Source organism: Bacillus sp. B28, from assembly GCF_029536185.1.
Lineage (GTDB): Bacteria > Bacillota > Bacilli > Bacillales > Bacillaceae > Bacillus > Bacillus halotolerans.
Genome location: NZ_CP120511.1, coordinates 2440614 through 2456521 on the forward strand (window position 1 = coordinate 2440614; position 15908 = coordinate 2456521).

Sequence of the window (15908 nt, forward strand, 5' to 3'; positions counted from 1 at the left end):
TATCGCTTGTCCGCCCATACAAAACACGTTAAAATATAATCAGATTGTCTAAGGAGTGAAACCATGTCTCAAAAACTGATGAAAAGCGTTTTAATCGTGATTTTGGGAGTTTTTATTCTTTCAACAGTACTCTCAGGAATCGTTATGTTTTTATAATGATAAAAAAGCAGGCGGCCTTATTGAACGGGAACATCCTGCTTTTTTATCAGGGCTTTATGCTCAATGGCAATCTCCTCAAAAGACCGGGAGTCTTTCGTGATCAGCACTCTCGTCCCCACCGGAATCTCTTGAAACAGATGGACAACTTCATCGTTATGCATACGTATACAGCCGTTAGATACAAATTGACCGATAGATTCTTCCCGGTTTGTCCCGTGAATACCGTAGATCCGGCCGTCTGTCCCTCTCGCATCAAACCCAATCCATCTTGCCCCAAGCGGATTCTCAGAAGCTCCGCCTTCAATATTTTTCTTTCTGTAATAAGGATTCGCCGCTTTTACTGTAATCGAAAATTCTCCCTCGGGCGTCAAATCATCCGACTTTCCGGTTGCCACACGATAAACGCCTTCAATTTTGTTGTCGATGATGACAGCAAGCTCATTTGTTTTCTTGTTGACGATGACATAAAGCGGATTTTCGCCAAGAGGCCATATCGGAGAAATAATTATCAAAATTGAACATAAGAAAAAACGCATAAGCTCCTCCTTTTCCATTAGGTTGACCAATGTAGGATGAGCTCATGCGAGTTAAGCGAGCGATTTTTCTTGTTTGATTCCTTTGAAATAACTTTTGATCACTAAATATTGCTCCATTTCCCCAAGAAGATGAAAGAGTGCGGCTCTCGCTTCAAATTCTTCTCTTGTCGCAGGAAGCGGCATCTCTTCGAATTCTTTTCTCATGTCAGCAAGTCTTTTCAAAAATTTGTAGGCTGTATTCCCCGGGTGAATTGCTTCCCGCAGATCGCGAAGAAATTCAGCAATCATTTTTCCCTGATCCACCGTAATGGAGATGGATGTCACTTTAGGAAGAAGGCGCTCGAAGATTTCAAATTGTTTTTCTCTCATTTTAAAATAATGATAGTGCTGATTTTCGTGGCGCAGTATGTGGTTTTGTACATCTCTGTACGCCAGGTTTTTGGCTTCAGTGATTAACTGGTGTGTTTCCGGAATTTCTTTTCCTGTCCAATCTTGCTCACCAGTTAGCAAATACCGTTCGATTTCTGCGAAAATGACAGCAAAATTGTCCTCTATCTTTTTTCGATAGGCGATCAGCTTTCGGTCAAGGCTCGGCATATACAGATTCATTAAAAGAGCGACGCCGATTCCCACCGTAATTAACTGGACTTCATTCCAGATGAATTGGGGCGTAATGCCGCCGGACATATACAGATGAAGGATAATAACAGAGCTGGTGACGATGCCTTCGTTGATTTTTAATACAACTGTTGTTGGGATGAAAATCAGCAAAAGCAATCCAATGACAAACGGATGATAACCAATCAGTTCGAAAAAGAGATAGGAAAAGAGAATTGCCAGACAGCATGCTGCAAATCGGGCCCATGACGCTTGTAGCGACCGTTTTTGTGTGATTTGTATGCACAAAATGGTGATGATTCCTGCTGATGCGAAGTTTTGCAAATGCAATAGCTGGCTTATATAAATAGCCAGAGCTGTTCCAAGTGCTGTCTTTATTGTGCGGTAACCAATTTTAAACATGTCGGACTCCATTCTATTTGTTTCTTCAACAAAAAAGAAGAAGCACAAGCCTTCTCCTTTTTCCCTATATTCTATAATATTTTTTCTAAAAAGTCCTGCGCTCTTTTGGATTTTGGCGAAAGAAAAAATTCTTTCGGATTGCCGTCCTCGACAATCATCCCTTCATCCATAAATAACACGCGGTCGGCCACTTCTTTTGCAAAGCCCATTTCGTGTGTAACGATTACCATGGTCATACCGGTTTCGACCAGTTCTTTCATGACCTGGAGCACTTCTTTGACCATTTCAGGGTCAAGCGCGGATGTCGGCTCGTCGAACAGCATGATTTCAGGATTCATTGCCAAAGCACGGGCGATGGCGACACGCTGCTTTTGTCCGCCTGATAAACGGTTTGGATAGTCATTTCGCTTTTCAAACAATCCGACTTTGCGCAGCAGGTCCTCAGCTTTTCCCTGTGCAGTCTGCTTGGATTCTTTTTTGACATTTACAGGCGCGTACATGATATTTTCGAGAACCGTTTTATGCGGAAAAAGATGAAAATGCTGAAATACCATTCCGATGTTTTCTCGTACCTTTAATGAATTGGTTTTCGGCTGCGTAATCTCTTTGTCTTTAATTGTGATGGTTCCGCCGTTAGGTTTCTCCAAGAGATTCAAACAGCGAAGAAATGTTGATTTGCCTGAGCCTGAAGGGCCGATGACGGCAACAACCTCACCTTCAGCGATGTTTGTTGAAATGTTTTTTAATACTTCATGTTTCCCAAATGATTTTGACAGCTTTTCAACCTTAATCATTGGATTTCAGCTTCCTTTCTACAGCCTTGCCGATAAACGTTAAAATAAGGACAAGCACATAATAAATCAAACCGGCGATAATCAGCGGCTCAAGGTAATTGTAAGTGGCGGCGCCAGCTTGATACGCGCGTCTCATGACATCGCCAAGACCAATAACTGTAACGATCGCCGATTCTTTTGTTAACGTAATTAATTCATTTACAATGGCAGGTGATATATTTTTGAAGGCCTGCGGCAAAAGCAGATCCTTCATCATTTTGCCGTACGGAACACCCAGTGCGACAGCAGCCTCTTTTTGCCCTTTATCAATTGCGTTGATTCCCGCTCTGATAATTTCCGATACATAAGCAGCGGAATTCAGTGACAATGCGACAACCGCCGCCCAAAACTGGTCAATTTGAAAGCCGAGCAGCTGTGGGAGCCCAAAATAAACAATCATAAGCTGCAGCACTAAAGGCGTGCCGCGAAATACTGATGTGTAAAAATCAGCAATCCAGATCAGCGGGCGGAATGTGCTGATCTTGCATAAGCTTAGCACAATCCCTAATATAAGTCCGATAATAGCAGATACAACAACAATTTTTAATGTGATTGCTAAGCCTTCTAATATAAAAGGAATTTGGGGAATCGTTGCTGAAAAATCCAAATTCATAGCCTTTGTCTCCTTTTCTTACAGGAAAAAAGATTTCCTATTCAATAAAAAGGCTCAACGAAAAAGTTGAGCCGCTTTTTTTACTTCTCGCCAGTGAACCATTTTTTCTTCAATTTTTCGAGCTCTCCGTTATCTTGCATTTCTTTGAGCGCTTTATTGAATTTGGCCGTCAGTTCACTGTCTTTTCTGAAAGCAATCGCAGAACCGGCTTCTTCCGCTTTCGCATCAGGAATCACGAAGCCCTGCAGGTCATCATTTGATTTGAAATACCCTTCTGCCACCATGTCTTCAATAATCGCGGCGTCAAAGCGGTCAGATTTGATTTCCTGCACCAAATCAGAAATTCTGTTGCGGTCTTCTGTTTTAAAATCATATTCCGGAGAAAGCTCTTTCCCCTTCTCTTCCTGAATGGAGCCAAGCTGAACGCCGACTGTTTTTCCTTTCAGATCTTTTAAAGACTTAATGCCGCTGTCTTTTTTGCTGACAATCATATGATTCGCTGTGTAATATACATCGGAAAAATCAACTTGTTTTTTACGATCAGGCGTCGGTGTCATTCCTGACAAAACCAAATCAACTTGCTTTGATTTCAGTGCTGTAATTAAGCTGTTAAAGTCCATATCCTGCACTTCAATTTCGTAGCCGGTTTTCTTCGCAAGGGCCTTTGCCAAATCTACATCAAAACCGACAATGTTATCGCCATCTTTATATTCAAACGGTTTGTAATCCGCCGAAGTTCCCATAACTAATTTTTTCTTGCCGCTTTCTGAACCTGAACTGCTTGAGCCGCAAGCAGATAATGCAAAGGTGATGCACGCAGCTATCAGTAATAAGAGCCATTTTTTCATGATCCATTTCCCCCATATTCATTACTTTTATCATATTTGAATATTTATTCGTTAATTTGTATTTTAAACACTTTCTTATTTTTATGCAATACTATTTTTAAAAATTATCTCGAAGCTTATTTTTCCAGCAATCTCTTTTCATATTACTATATAAAAGGACATCTTCTGTAGCGTAGCTATTGAATAAACTCTAATATTTATTCATTATCACTTGGAATTTTATGCACAAAAAAACCCCGTGCCGCTCGGGCATCCGGGGTTTTATTATCTTATACTTCTTCGCAATATTCTTCGAAGGCTTCCTGCAGTTTTGAGACAACTGCCATCGGCTCATGGCCTTCAATTTCATGACGCTCCACCATTTTCATGATTTTCCCGTCTTTTAGAATAGCAAATGACGGAGAGGATGGCGGATATCCTTCGAAATATTCGCGCGCTCTTGCCGTCGCTTCTTTATCCTGTCCCGCAAACACAGTCACGAGCTGGTCAGGTCTTTTGTCATAATGAACGGAATGGTATGCAGCCGGTCTTGCGATCCCGCCCGCGCATCCGCAGACAGAGTTGACCATGACAAGCGTCGTTCCTTTTTTCGTAAGTGCCTCGTCCACCTCTTCAGCTGTTTTCAGCTCGGTATATCCGGCAGCCGTAATTTCTTGTCTCGCTTGGCGGACAACATCATTCATAAATAAATTAAAGTCCATGTTCAATGAAGACCTCTCCTTTTTCATCATCTGTTCTTATGATAGCAAGGAAACCGCCTTATCGGCAAATGCCACCGCTTATATCGGAGGATTTTTTGCTTTCCGTTTACTGCTTACAAGAAAAGGGAATTATATAATCAGATGTATAAATAAAGGAGCAGTTTTGTATGAGCCACAGGAAAGCTTTACTTATTCATAACGGAAACGCCGGCAACAAAAATATAGAAAAAGCATTGGGAGCTGTTGTGCCGGTTTTATCACAATCGTTAGATGAGGTGATCATTAAACAGACAAAGAAAAAAGACGATGCCTATCATTTTTGCCGTTCAATAGATGATTCTATCGAGACTGTCTTTATTCTCGGCGGCGACGGTACAGTCCATCAATGCATCAACGGCATCAGTACTTTAGAAAGAAGGCCAGCTGTCGGTATTTTGCCCGGCGGAACGTGCAATGACTTTTCAAGAGTCCTGGGCATTCCTCAAAATCTTGCAAAGGCAGCCGAAGCACTTGTGTCAGGAAAAAAATCCAAGGTTGATGTGTGCCAGATGAACGATCGTTATTTTTTGAATTTCTGGGGGATCGGCCTGATCGCAGAAACATCGAATCAAATCAACGAAACGGAAAAAGCCCTATTAGGAAAAATCAGCTATTTTACAAGCGCGTTACGGACCGTCTCATCTGCTGAATCTTTTCCTATTTCATTGACAATCGATGGGCAAGAGATAAAAGATGAAGCCGTTATGCTGCTTGTCATGAACGGACAGTACATCGGAACGAATCGAATTCCCCTGCCGGATGCCAGTATATGTGACGGATTACTTGATATCCTCATTTGCCGCAGCACCAATCTCTCCGCTTTGCGTGAGCTGATGAATATGGAACAGGGTACAATAGAGCGATTCACCGGAGAGCTTTCCTATGTTCAGGCCTCTCGCGTCGAAATTGAAACGGATACTGTTAAAAAGGCTGATACAGATGGAGAAGTGTATACACATACACCCACTGTGATTCAAGTCCTTCCGCAGCACATTGACATGCTTATTCCCCGCAATGAATAACTGTCCGCTGGTCATGGACGTTTATAAAGTGAGAACAGCTTCATAGAAAGAAATCCGTTGACTCTCCCCTAAGAGGAGGTCTTACAGTATAAGGGATACACTTTCGTAAAAAGGGGAAGTCACATGAAGAAACAGAACATCACATTAGCTATATTATTAACCAATTTATTCATTGCTTTTTTAGGGATCGGGCTTGTGATTCCGGTAACACCCTCGATTATGAATGAATTGCATTTATCCGGTACCGCGGTCGGCTATATGGTTGCATGCTTCGCTGTTACGCAGCTTATTGTGTCACCAATCGCCGGACGCTGGGTTGACCGCTTCGGACGCAAAATTATGATCGTGATTGGCCTGTTGTTTTTTAGTGTTTCAGAGTTTTTATTCGGCATCGGAAAAACAGTTGACATTTTATTTATATCCCGTATGCTTGGCGGTATCAGTGCTGCTTTCATTATGCCCGGGGTCACGGCTTTTATCGCCGATATCACTACTGTTAAAACACGGCCGAAAGCGCTCGGCTATATGTCAGCCGCTATTTCAACAGGTTTTATTATCGGTCCCGGCATTGGCGGATTTTTAGCGGAAATCCATTCCCGTCTGCCTTTCTTCTTTGCGGCAGCCTTTGCGTTAATAGCAGCCATTTTATCGATGCTGACGCTTCGGGAACCGGAGCGAAATCCTGAGAATGAGAAAATAGAGGGCCAAAAGACAGGATTCAAGCGGATTTTTGCACCTATGTATTTCATTGCTTTTCTCATCATTTTAATATCGTCTTTTGGATTAGCATCGTTTGAATCTTTATTTGCGTTATTTGTTGATCATAAATTCGGATTTACGGCCAGTGACATTGCCATTTTGATAACTGGTGGAGCAATTGTCGGAGCCATCACGCAAGTCGTGTTATTCGACCGCTTCACAAGGTGGTTTGGGGAAATCCGTTTAATCCGCTACAGCTTAATTCTCTCAACTAGTCTTGTGTTTTTGCTGACCCTCGTAAATTCATATGCTGCGATTTTATTAGTTACCTTCACCGTATTTGTCGGATTCGATCTTATGCGGCCGGCCGTAACAACCTATCTGTCAAAAATTGCGGGAAATGAACAGGGGTTTGCCGGCGGGATGAATTCAATGTTTACGAGCATCGGCAATGTGTTCGGCCCTATTATCGGGGGAATGCTATTCGATATTGACTTAAACTATCCATTCTATTTTGCAACAGCAGCTTTAGCCATTGGCATTGCGCTGACCATTGCCTGGAAAGCCCCTGCCCATATAAAAGCCAGCATGTAAAAAAAGCGTATTCTTTGTGTACTGCAAAGGATGCGCTTTTTTATTATACTGATCATAAGGGGAGTGATGGCATGAAGGACTCGTTTTACTCAATTGGAGAAGTTTCAAAACTGGCAAATGTGTCGATTAAAGCGCTTCGGTATTACGATAAGATTGATTTATTTAAACCCGCCTACGTCGACCCGGATACCAAATACCGCTTTTATACAGACTCCCAGCTCTATCATCTTGATTTGATTAAATCATTAAAATATATCGGCACACCTTTAGAAGAGATGAAAAAGGCACAGGAATTAGAGATGGAAGAACTGTTTTCTTTTTATACAGAGCAGGAAAAGCAAATCAAGGAGAAATTAGATTTTTTATCAACATTGGAGCAGACCATTGCTCTGGTGAAAAAGCGAATGAAGCGGCAGATGGAATATCCTGCGCTCGGTGAGGTGTTTGTTCTAGATGAAGAAGAAATACGGATTATACAGACAGAGGCAGAGGGAATCGGGCCTGAAAACGTGCTCAACGCTTCATACAGCAAACTAAAAACCTTTATCGAATCAGCTGATGGTTTTACGAACAATAGCTACGGTGCTACTTTCTCGTTTCAGCCGTACAACAACATTGATGAAATGACTTACCGTCATATTTTCACGCCTGTCTTAACGAATAAACAAATTTCTTCGATTACGCCGGATATGGAAATCACAACGATACCAAAAGGCAAATATGTTTGTATCGCTTATAATTTCTCGCCGGAGCATTATTTTCTCAACTTACAGAAGCTGATTAAGTATATCGCGGACCATCAATTAACGGTTATCAGTGATGTATACGAGTTAATCATACCGATTCATTATTCGCCGAAAAAACAAGAAGAATATCGGGTTGAGATGAAAATTCGAATCGCAGAATAATGATACATAGAAAAAGAGCATTTTTTGAAGTTATCGTTCAAAAAATGCTCTTTCTGTTTGTTTAGTAGACAGAGGTTTTCTCATCTATAGATTCTAAAATTTCTTTGACACGCGCCAGGAATCTTCCGCACACGAGGCCGTCAAGCACTCTGTGATCTAAAGACAGGCACAGATTGACCATATCTCTGACTGCAATCATGCCGTGATCCATGACAACCGGGCGTTTGACGATCGATTCCACTTGAAGAATCGCAGCCTGAGGATAATTGATGATTCCCATCGACTGAACAGATCCGAAAGAACCTGTATTGTTGACGGTAAACGTTCCTCCCTGCATATCGTCTGCTGACAGTTTTCCGTCTCTTACCTTTTTGGCAAGGTCGGTAATTTCTCTCGCAATACCTTTAATTGTTTTTTCATCAGCGTTTTTGATCACCGGAACAAATAAAGAATCTTCCGTGGCAACCGCGATTGAAATATTGATATCTTTTTTCTGAATGATTTTGTCCCCCGCCCACATGCTGTTCATTTGCGGGTATTCTTTTAACGCCTGAGCGACCGCTTTTACGAAAAAAGCGAAAAAAGTTAAATTAAAGCCTTCAGTTTTCTTGAAGGAATCTTTTATACTGTTTCGGTATGCCACCATGTTTGTGACATCGACTTCCATCATCGTCCAAGCGTGAGGAATTTCTGTTTTGCTTCGTTTCATATTTGAAGCGATCGCTTTTCTAACAGCTGTGACAGGAATTTCTTTATCACCGGCTGCTGAAGCAGGATGAGAAACATCTTCTTTCGTCTCCTGTTTTTGCACTGGTGCAGGAGCAGCTGCTTTTGGCTCCTCAGTCCGTTCGGAAACACCGCCTGAATCAATGATACGCTGAATATCTTTTCTCGTAATCCTTCCTCCGGCGCCCGTTCCTGTCACTTGCTCAAGATCAATGCCGTGCTCTCCGGCCAAACGAAGTACGGCTGGAGAAAAACGTTTCTTATTGGCCTGGCTGGCTGCTTCAGTGTTGCTTTCAGGAGCAGCTTGCCCGGCAGTTGGCACTTCCGTCTGATCTTGTTTTTGTTCAGCCGGCTTTGCGCCTTCTATTTCGATTTTGCAAATCACTTCTCCGACTTGCAGGGTCTGGCCTTCTTCTCCCACAAGCTCTGTTATTGTACCGGTAAAAGAGGACGGAACCTCCGCGTTTACCTTATCTGTCATGACTTCCGCAATCGGATCGTATTTGTTCACCTTATCTCCAGGGGCGACAAGCCATTTGCTGATTGTACCCTCCGTTACGCTTTCGCCAAGCTGCGGCATCGTCATTTGTTCTATTGCCATGATCGTATCCTCCTTACGTCTTTAAAACTCCGCTAATTCTCTCATCGCCGCTTCTACTTTATCAGGGTTGAGCATAAAGTATTTTTCCATTGTCGGCGCATAAGGCATAGCCGGAATATCAGGACCTGCAAGCCGTTTGATCGGCGCGTCTAAGTCGAACAGACAATGCTCGGATATAATGGCAGCCACCTCACTCATGATACTGCCCTCTTTTGTATCTTCTGTGACCAAAAGGACCTTTCCGGTTTTGGATGCGGCTTCGATGATCGCTTCTTGATCAAGCGGGTATACCGTTCTTAAATCCACCACATGTACAGAAATGCCGTCTTTTTCGAGACGTTCTGCAGCCTGTAAAGCAAAGTGGACACAAAGCCCGTATGTGATCACCGTGATGTCATCGCCTTCCCTTTTTACATCAGCCTTGCCGATAGGAAGTACATAATCATCTGCCGGAACCTCTCCTTTGATCAGACGGTACGCGCGCTTGTGCTCAAAAAACAGCACCGGGTCTTCATCACGAACTGCGGCTTTTAAGAGTCCTTTCGCGTCATATGGCGTTGAAGGCATCACAATTTTTAGTCCGGGCTGATTGGCGAAAATCGCTTCGACTGATTGAGAATGATAAAGCGCTCCGTGCACGCCGCCACCGTACGGCGCTCTGACAACGATCGGGCAGCTCCAGTCATTGTTGCTGCGGTAGCGGATTTTAGCAGCCTCGGAAATAATCTGGTTTACCGCCGGCATTATAAAATCAGCAAACTGCATTTCAGCAATCGGCCTCATGCCGTACATAGCCGCTCCGATACCGACTCCGGCGATCGCTGATTCAGCAAGCGGCGTATCCATGACACGCTCTTCTCCAAATTGTTCGTACAGACCGGCTGTGGCTTTAAATACCCCGCCTTTTTTTCCTACATCTTCCCCAAGAACGAAGACACGTGAATCTCGTTCCATTTCTTCTTTCATTGCCAAATTGATCGCATCAATATATGACATTACTGACATTTGTACTTCCTCCCTACTTCGCATACACATAATCGAGCGCTGACTCAGGAGCTGCATAAGGAGCGTTCTCCGCTTCATCTGTCGCCTCGTTTATGATTGCCATGATTTCGTCCAGCATGGTTTGTTCTATCTCTTCGGTCAGCAGGCCTATTTCCTTTAAGTAAGCTTGATAAGTAAACAGGGGATCACTTTTTTTCGCTTCCTCTACTTCTTCACGGCCTCTGTAGCTGCTGTCGTCGTCATCGCTGGAATGCGGTGTCAGGCGGTAAGAAATCGTCTCAATTAAGGTAGGGCCTTCTCCTCTGCTCGCCCGTTCACGCGCTTCTTTCACCGCTTGATAAACTTCGAGCGGATCGTTTCCATTCACAGTTACGCCAGGCATTCCATAGCCTACGGCACGATCTGAAATATTTTCACATGCCACTTGCTTATCGTAAGGGACCGAAATCGCGTATTTATTGTTTTCACACATAAAAATAACCGGAAGCTTATGAACAGCGGCAAAGTTTGCCCCTTCATGGAAATCGCCTTGGTTTGAAGATCCTTCTCCAAATGTGACAAAAGCCGCGATATCTTTTTTCTCCATGCGTCCAGCCAGCGCAATGCCGACCGCATGCGGCACTTGCGTTGTTACCGGAGATGACCCCGTCACAATCCGGTTTTCCTTTTGACCGAAATGCCCCGGCATTTGGCGGCCTCCTGAGTTTGGATCTGCTGCTTTGGCAAACCCGGACATCATTAAGTCCTTCGCGGTCATGCCAAACGCAAGCACGACACCCATGTCTCTATAGTAAGGCAGCACATAGTCTGTTTCACGGTCAAGGGCGAAAGCTGCTCCTACTTGTGCTGCTTCCTGTCCTTGACAAGAGATAACAAACGGGATTTTACCAGAGCGGTTTAACAGCCACATTCTTTCATCGATTTTTCTTGCTAACAGCATGGTTCTATACATATCAACGGCTTCCTGATCAGTCAGCCCTAATGCTTGATGTCGGTTTGTACTCATTCAAGCGCCTCCTTTATGCTTTTAAAAATGAATGGCTTTGCCATCTGCAGCAAGCGCTGCTTCTCCAATCGCTTCAGACAGCGTCGGGTGCGGGTGGATCGTTTGTCCGACCTCCCATGGCGTCGCATCCAGCACTTTTGCAAGACCTGCCTCTGATATCATGTCAGTGACATGCGGGCCTATCATATGCACGCCGAGAATATCATCCGTTTCACGGTCCGCCACGATTTTTACAAATCCGTCGCTTTCTCCATATACAAGCGCTTTTCCAATTGCCATAAATGGGAACTTGCCGATCTTGACATTATGCCCATTCGCTTTTGCCTCATCTTCTGTTAAGCCGACACTGGCAGCTTCAGGACTTGAGTAAATGCACTTCGGTACAAGTGTTGGATCAAGCGGATGCGGATTGAGACCCGCAAAATGCTCAACGGCAATGATTCCTTCATGCGATGCAACATGAGCTAGCTGAAGGCCACCGATTACGTCTCCGATTGCATAAATATGAGACTCCTTCGTTTGGCAGCTTTCATTTACTGAAATGACGCCATTTTCAGTGACAATATCGGTGTTTTCTATCCCGATTCCTTCGATATTTGCCTGTCTGCCGATGGAAACGAGCATTTTTTCAGCAGAGTAGGTAACGGTTTCTCCGTCTTTTTCCGCTTGTATGCTGATTTCGCCTGACGATTTTTTCAACGTATCAGGCAGCACTTTAGCTCCTGTGACAAACTGAATTCCTTTTTTCGTAAGAAGGCTTTGCATCTCTTTTGAAATGTCCTGGTCTTCAGTCGGCAATATCCGGTCCGCATATTCAATAACCGTTACGTTTACGCCAAAGTCATGAAGCATGGATGCCCATTCGATTCCAATGACCCCTCCGCCGACGATGATCATCGATTTTGGAAGCTTCTCCATTTGGAGCGCTTCATCCGAGGTCAAAACAAACTCTCCGTCCGCTTCCAGACCCGGAAGCATTCTCGGCCTTGAGCCTGTTGCTATAATGACCTGCTTCGGAATCAGCATGTCATTTTCTTCGCCATTTCCCCGTTCAACAGAAATCGTTCCCGGCAGCGGAGAGAAAATAGACGGTCCGAGGATGCGCCCATATCCGTCATACACGTCAATTTTTCCTTTTTTCATTAAATGATTGACGCCTGCTGCAAGCTTATCAACAACAGCCTGCTTACGGTGCTGTACCTTTTCAAAGTTGAGGGAAACGCCAGACGTTTCGACTCCGAATTGATCGGCTTCACGGGCTGTCCGGTACACTTCCGCGCTTCTCAGCAGCGCTTTACTCGGAATACAGCCTTTATGCAGGCATGTTCCGCCGAGCTTTTCTTTTTCTACAACGGCTGTTTTTAAGCCGAGCTGCGCCGCTCTGATCGCCGCGACATAACCGCCTGTACCGCCGCCCAGAATGACTACATCATACTCAGTTGCCATCTGACTCACTCCTGTCTGTCTATTCAATGCGATATTGTTTGGATTGCTCTTCGCCCTGCAATACCCTGAGCGCCCCTTGTGCCAGAGATTGCAGTTCGTTTTCTCCCGGATATACTAAAACGTCCGAAATCCAATCTATGTATGATCTGATGCTGGAAACAAAGCTTTTGCCGTAAGCCAGACCTCCTGTCAGAACAATGGCCTCGACTTCGCCTTTTAAAACGGCGCTTGCTGCTCCGATTTCTTTCGCTACCTGATACGCCATGGCGTCAAAAATTAAGCGGGCTTTTTCATCGCCCTCCTGAATCATTTGTTCTACTTTCACAGCGTCATTTGTACCGAGATAACCGGAGAGTCCGCCGGTTCCCACCAGTTTTTTCATCATTTCTTCTTTTGTATATTCTCCTGAAAAGCATAAATTGACGAGATCCCCCGCAGGCACTGTTCCTGCGCGTTCAGGACTAAACGGCCCCTCTCCGTGAAGGCCGTTGTTGACATCGACCACCCGGCCCCGGTCATGTACACCTATTGTAATGCCGCCGCCCAAATGAGTAATGATCATTTTCATATTCTCATATCGTTTGCCAAGAGAGGCTGCCGCCTTACGGGCGACAGCTTTTTGGTTTAACGCATGAAAGATGCTTTTCCGTTCAATTTCCGGCATGCCTGATATTTTAGCGAGCTCTGACATTTCGTCAACTACAACAGGGTCTACAATATAAGATGGAATGTTGAGGCCGTCAGCAATTTCTCTTGCGATAATGCCTCCTAAATTGGAGGCATGCTGTCCTGCATAACCGCTTTTCAAGTCCTCAATCATGCCGTCATTCACTTCATATGTCCCGCCTTCTATCGGACGGAGAAGACCTCCTCTGGCACAGACAGCATCAAATTTTGAAATATTGATGCCCTGTTCATGAAGCGTTTCGAGGATATGCTTTTTTCGAAACTCATACTGGTCAATAATATGGTCGAACTGCTGCAGCTCTTCTATGTTGTGTCTCAGTGTTTTTTCAAAAATACTGCGTTCATTATGAAAAACACCGATTTTCGTTGAAGTTGAGCCTGGATTAATGGTGAGAATGCGTTTTTCATCATGTAGCATTTCAAAACCTCCAGATCAATTTCTTAGCGTCTGCTTAATATATGGTGGCCATTTTGCAAAAACTGGCTTCTTGAGCGGCGATTGCGTTCAATTCGTTCTTCAGCCAAGCGGTCAGCCGCTAAATACGTCGGAATGCTGTCACGCTGGGAAATTTCAAGGACGCGTTCAATATTGGCGTAAATGCCCTCAACCTTTTTCAGTGCACGTTCCGCATTATAGCCGTAAAGCTCATCCGCCACGTTGATAACACCGCCCGCGTTGATGACGTAGTCCGGTGCGTAAACAATGCCCATTTCGTGAATTTGATCGCCGTGGCGAGTTTCTTTCAGCTGATTGTTAGCCGCGCCTGCAATCACTTTAGCTTTCAGCTGCTTAATAGTATCGTCATTGATGGTTGCACCAAGAGCACACGGCGCATAAATATCGCAGTTTTGTGAATAAATATCTTCTGGATCAACCGCACGTGCACCAAAATCTTGTACCGCACGTTCAACTGATTGCTTGTTGATATCCGTAACGATTAAGCTTGCTCCTTCTTCATGAAGGTGGCGGCATAGATTGTAAGCCACGTTGCCAACACCCTGTACAGCAATGGTTTTTCCTTCAAGAGAGTCCGTGCCGAATGCAGCTTTAGCGGCAGCCTTCATGCCTTTATACACCCCGTAAGCCGTAACAGGAGACGGATTTCCTGAAGAGCCGAATGCAGGAGAAATACCTGTGACAAAATCCGTTTCATCATGAATGATATCCATATCCTCAACCGTTGTGCCGACATCCTCAGCCGTAATGTATCTGCCGTTAAGCCCTTGAATATAACGGCCGAACGCGCGGAACATTTCTTCATTTTTATCCTTGCGCGGATCGCCGATGATAACCGTTTTTCCGCCACCCAGGTTTAAGCCTGCCGCCGCGTTTTTATAGGTCATGCCTCTTGCAAGTCTCAGTGCGTCTTCAATCGCAGCTTCTTCATTTTCATACGTCCACATTCTCGTTCCGCCGAGCGCTGGTCCCAGTGTTGTATCATGAATTGCGATAATTGCCTTTAATCCTGATTGTTCGTCTTGGCAGAAAACCAATTGCTCATAATCGTATTGCTCCATATATTTAAAAAGTTCCATATCAGTTCCTCCTAAAGTGTGTATTCTTCAGATGCGCATAATGCCAGCGCGATCGAATACAGTTTGTTTTCAGCGGAATCCGCTCTGCTCGTTAATGCAATCGGCGCTTTGGCCCCCGTAATGACAGCCGCCACGTGTGCTTTCGCAAAATAAATCAGTGATTTATATAAAATATTTCCCGCTTCAATCGAAGGGACAAGAAGGATATCGGCGCTGCCCGCTACGTCTCCCGAAATCTTTTTCTGAGCCGCGGCAATTTGCGATACTGCGTTATCCAAGGCAAGCGGTCCATCTACAATGCACCCTTTAATCTGCCCTCTTTTGCACATTTGGGCGAGAGCAGCTGCATTGACCGTCGCTTCCATCTTCGGATTTACCGTTTCTACCGCCGCAAGGGCAGCCGCTTTTGGCATATTGTTCCCTACTGCACGCGCCACATGAACAGCATTTTGAAGAATCTGCTGAAGCTCCTCCAGCGAAGGGGCAATATTCATAGCCGAATCTGTCACAAACATGAGTCTCTCAAAGTCAGGAATATCAAACACGGCCACATGAGAAAGGACACGGGATTTCCGCAGCCCTTCCTGTTTGTTTAATACCGCTTTAAGCAAAACAGAAGTCGGCACATTCCCTTTCATTAAGACGTCTGCTTTTTTTTGATGAACAGCACGAACCGCTAGCTTCGCCGATTCCTCCGGCGTATTGGCATGAATGATTTCCACTTGATGCCCTTGCATGGAGGATGTCAGGTCGTTCAGTTTTTTGCTGTCGCCCACTAATAAAAAACGGACGGACAAATGCTCGGCTGCCAGTTTCACAGCCCGGATCACTTCCTCATCCTCAGCATGAGCAACCGCAATGGTCTTGTTTTTGTACATCGACGCTTTGCCGATCAAATCTTTCAGCTTCATCAGTTACCACCTTTCTTG

The 15908-nt window shown here is 44.5% G+C and carries 17 protein-coding genes; 4 read left to right on the forward strand and 13 right to left on the reverse strand.

All coding sequences use genetic code 11. From position 1 onward, the window contains the following. Positions 1–63: 63 nt before the first annotated feature. Positions 64–156, forward strand: coding sequence for a stressosome-associated protein Prli42 (prli42, locus tag P3L57_RS11985; protein ID WP_003226489.1), 93 nt, complete (start codon positions 64–66; stop codon positions 154–156). 20 nt (positions 157–176) lie between these two features. Here prli42 and P3L57_RS11990 read toward each other — a convergent pair whose 3' ends face one another. From P3L57_RS11990 to brxB, 6 genes are all read right to left on the reverse strand, one after another. After that, positions 177–695, reverse strand: coding sequence for a L,D-transpeptidase (locus tag P3L57_RS11990; protein WP_277617432.1), 519 nt, complete (start codon positions 693–695; stop codon positions 177–179). Between the two features lie 51 nt (positions 696–746). Continuing rightward, positions 747–1715 (reverse strand): aromatic acid exporter family protein, encoded by a 969-nt coding sequence (locus tag P3L57_RS11995; protein WP_044156725.1) that lies wholly within the window; start codon positions 1713–1715, stop codon positions 747–749. Between the two features lie 71 nt (positions 1716–1786). Next, positions 1787–2509 carry an arginine ABC transporter ATP-binding protein ArtM gene (gene artM / locus P3L57_RS12000; RefSeq protein WP_059293640.1) on the reverse strand — a complete coding sequence of 241 codons (723 nt, stop codon included), beginning with the start codon at positions 2507–2509 and terminating at the stop codon, positions 1787–1789. Next, positions 2502–3161, reverse strand: a complete 660-nt coding sequence (gene artQ, locus P3L57_RS12005; protein ID WP_014664528.1) for an arginine ABC transporter permease ArtQ — start codon at positions 3159–3161, stop codon at positions 2502–2504. The genes artM and artQ overlap by 8 nt, the downstream gene beginning before the upstream one ends. An 80-nt stretch (positions 3162–3241) precedes the next feature. Further along, positions 3242–4009 carry an arginine ABC transporter substrate-binding protein ArtP gene (gene artP, locus P3L57_RS12010; RefSeq protein ID WP_069487206.1) on the reverse strand — a complete coding sequence of 256 codons (768 nt, stop codon included), beginning with the start codon at positions 4007–4009 and terminating at the stop codon, positions 3242–3244. A 269-nt stretch (positions 4010–4278) separates the two neighbouring features. After that, entirely contained in the window at positions 4279–4716 is a 438-nt protein-coding gene (gene brxB / locus P3L57_RS12015) for a bacilliredoxin BrxB (protein WP_024121978.1), read from the reverse strand. 161 nt (positions 4717–4877) lie between these two features. Here brxB and P3L57_RS12020 point away from each other — a divergent pair, with 161 nt between their 5' ends. The 3 genes from P3L57_RS12020 (at position 4878) to P3L57_RS12030 (ending at position 7972) form a co-directional block, all read left to right on the forward strand. Next, the gene (locus P3L57_RS12020) at positions 4878–5771 is read left to right on the forward strand and encodes a YegS/Rv2252/BmrU family lipid kinase (RefSeq protein WP_069487205.1); all 894 of its coding nucleotides are present in this window, start codon (positions 4878–4880) and stop codon (positions 5769–5771) included. Between the two features lie 123 nt (positions 5772–5894). After that, positions 5895–7064 (forward strand): multidrug efflux MFS transporter Bmr, encoded by a 1170-nt coding sequence (bmr, locus tag P3L57_RS12025; protein WP_069487204.1) that lies wholly within the window; start codon positions 5895–5897, stop codon positions 7062–7064. A gap of 71 nt (positions 7065–7135) precedes the next feature. Further along, positions 7136–7972 (forward strand): MerR family transcriptional regulator, encoded by an 837-nt coding sequence (locus P3L57_RS12030; RefSeq protein WP_059352397.1) that lies wholly within the window; start codon positions 7136–7138, stop codon positions 7970–7972. Between the two features lie 61 nt (positions 7973–8033). On the opposite strand, the gene P3L57_RS12035 is transcribed toward P3L57_RS12030, so the two are convergent. The 7 genes from P3L57_RS12035 to yqiS are packed head-to-tail and all read right to left on the reverse strand — an operon-like array spanning position 8034 to position 15890. Next, on the reverse strand, positions 8034–9299 hold the full coding sequence (locus P3L57_RS12035; RefSeq protein WP_059293637.1) for a dihydrolipoamide acetyltransferase family protein: 1266 nt from the start codon (positions 9297–9299) through the stop codon (positions 8034–8036). 21 nt (positions 9300–9320) lie between these two features. Further along, complete coding sequence (gene bfmBAB / locus P3L57_RS12040) at positions 9321–10304, reverse strand: 3-methyl-2-oxobutanoate dehydrogenase subunit beta (RefSeq protein ID WP_024121983.1); 984 nt, start codon at positions 10302–10304, stop codon at positions 9321–9323. A gap of 13 nt (positions 10305–10317) precedes the next feature. Next, on the reverse strand, positions 10318–11310 hold the full coding sequence (bfmBAA, locus tag P3L57_RS12045) for a 3-methyl-2-oxobutanoate dehydrogenase subunit alpha (RefSeq protein ID WP_044154670.1): 993 nt from the start codon (positions 11308–11310) through the stop codon (positions 10318–10320). Between the two features lie 21 nt (positions 11311–11331). Beyond that, positions 11332–12756 carry a dihydrolipoyl dehydrogenase gene (lpdA, locus tag P3L57_RS12050; RefSeq protein WP_059335391.1) on the reverse strand — a complete coding sequence of 475 codons (1425 nt, stop codon included), beginning with the start codon at positions 12754–12756 and terminating at the stop codon, positions 11332–11334. A 19-nt stretch (positions 12757–12775) separates the two neighbouring features. Further along, positions 12776–13861 (reverse strand): butyrate kinase, encoded by a 1086-nt coding sequence (buk, locus tag P3L57_RS12055; protein WP_044154667.1) that lies wholly within the window; start codon positions 13859–13861, stop codon positions 12776–12778. Between the two features lie 23 nt (positions 13862–13884). Next, complete coding sequence (gene bcd, locus P3L57_RS12060; protein WP_059293635.1) at positions 13885–14979, reverse strand: branched-chain amino acid dehydrogenase; 1095 nt, start codon at positions 14977–14979, stop codon at positions 13885–13887. A gap of 11 nt (positions 14980–14990) precedes the next feature. After that, a complete protein-coding gene (yqiS, locus tag P3L57_RS12065; protein WP_059293634.1) occupies positions 14991–15890 on the reverse strand; it encodes a phosphate butyryltransferase in 900 nt (299 codons plus the stop codon). Between the last annotated feature and the right edge of the window lie 18 nt (positions 15891–15908).

Coding starts and splice junctions, on each gene's coding strand:
- yqiS (WP_059293634.1), bottom strand. CDS start 15,890: ATGAAGCTGAAAGATTTGATCGGCAAAGCGTCGATGTACAAAAACAAG.
- bfmBAB (WP_024121983.1), bottom strand. CDS start 10,304: ATGTCAGTAATGTCATATATTGATGCGATCAATTTGGCAATGAAAGAA.
- artQ (WP_014664528.1), bottom strand. CDS start 3,161: ATGAATTTGGATTTTTCAGCAACGATTCCCCAAATTCCTTTTATATTA.
- artM (WP_059293640.1), bottom strand. CDS start 2,509: ATGATTAAGGTTGAAAAGCTGTCAAAATCATTTGGGAAACATGAAGTA.
- P3L57_RS11995 (WP_044156725.1), bottom strand. CDS start 1,715: ATGTTTAAAATTGGTTACCGCACAATAAAGACAGCACTTGGAACAGCT.
- P3L57_RS12035 (WP_059293637.1), bottom strand. CDS start 9,299: ATGGCAATAGAACAAATGACGATGCCGCAGCTTGGCGAAAGCGTAACG.
- P3L57_RS12030 (WP_059352397.1), top strand. CDS start 7,136: ATGAAGGACTCGTTTTACTCAATTGGAGAAGTTTCAAAACTGGCAAAT.
- buk (WP_044154667.1), bottom strand. CDS start 13,861: ATGCTACATGATGAAAAACGCATTCTCACCATTAATCCAGGCTCAACT.
- bcd (WP_059293635.1), bottom strand. CDS start 14,979: ATGGAACTTTTTAAATATATGGAGCAATACGATTATGAGCAATTGGTT.
- P3L57_RS11990 (WP_277617432.1), bottom strand. CDS start 695: ATGCGTTTTTTCTTATGTTCAATTTTGATAATTATTTCTCCGATATGG.
- artP (WP_069487206.1), bottom strand. CDS start 4,009: ATGAAAAAATGGCTCTTATTACTGATAGCTGCGTGCATCACCTTTGCA.
- bmr (WP_069487204.1), top strand. CDS start 5,895: ATGAAGAAACAGAACATCACATTAGCTATATTATTAACCAATTTATTC.
- lpdA (WP_059335391.1), bottom strand. CDS start 12,756: ATGGCAACTGAGTATGATGTAGTCATTCTGGGCGGCGGTACAGGCGGT.
- P3L57_RS12020 (WP_069487205.1), top strand. CDS start 4,878: ATGAGCCACAGGAAAGCTTTACTTATTCATAACGGAAACGCCGGCAAC.
- bfmBAA (WP_044154670.1), bottom strand. CDS start 11,310: ATGAGTACAAACCGACATCAAGCATTAGGGCTGACTGATCAGGAAGCC.
- prli42 (WP_003226489.1), top strand. CDS start 64: ATGTCTCAAAAACTGATGAAAAGCGTTTTAATCGTGATTTTGGGAGTT.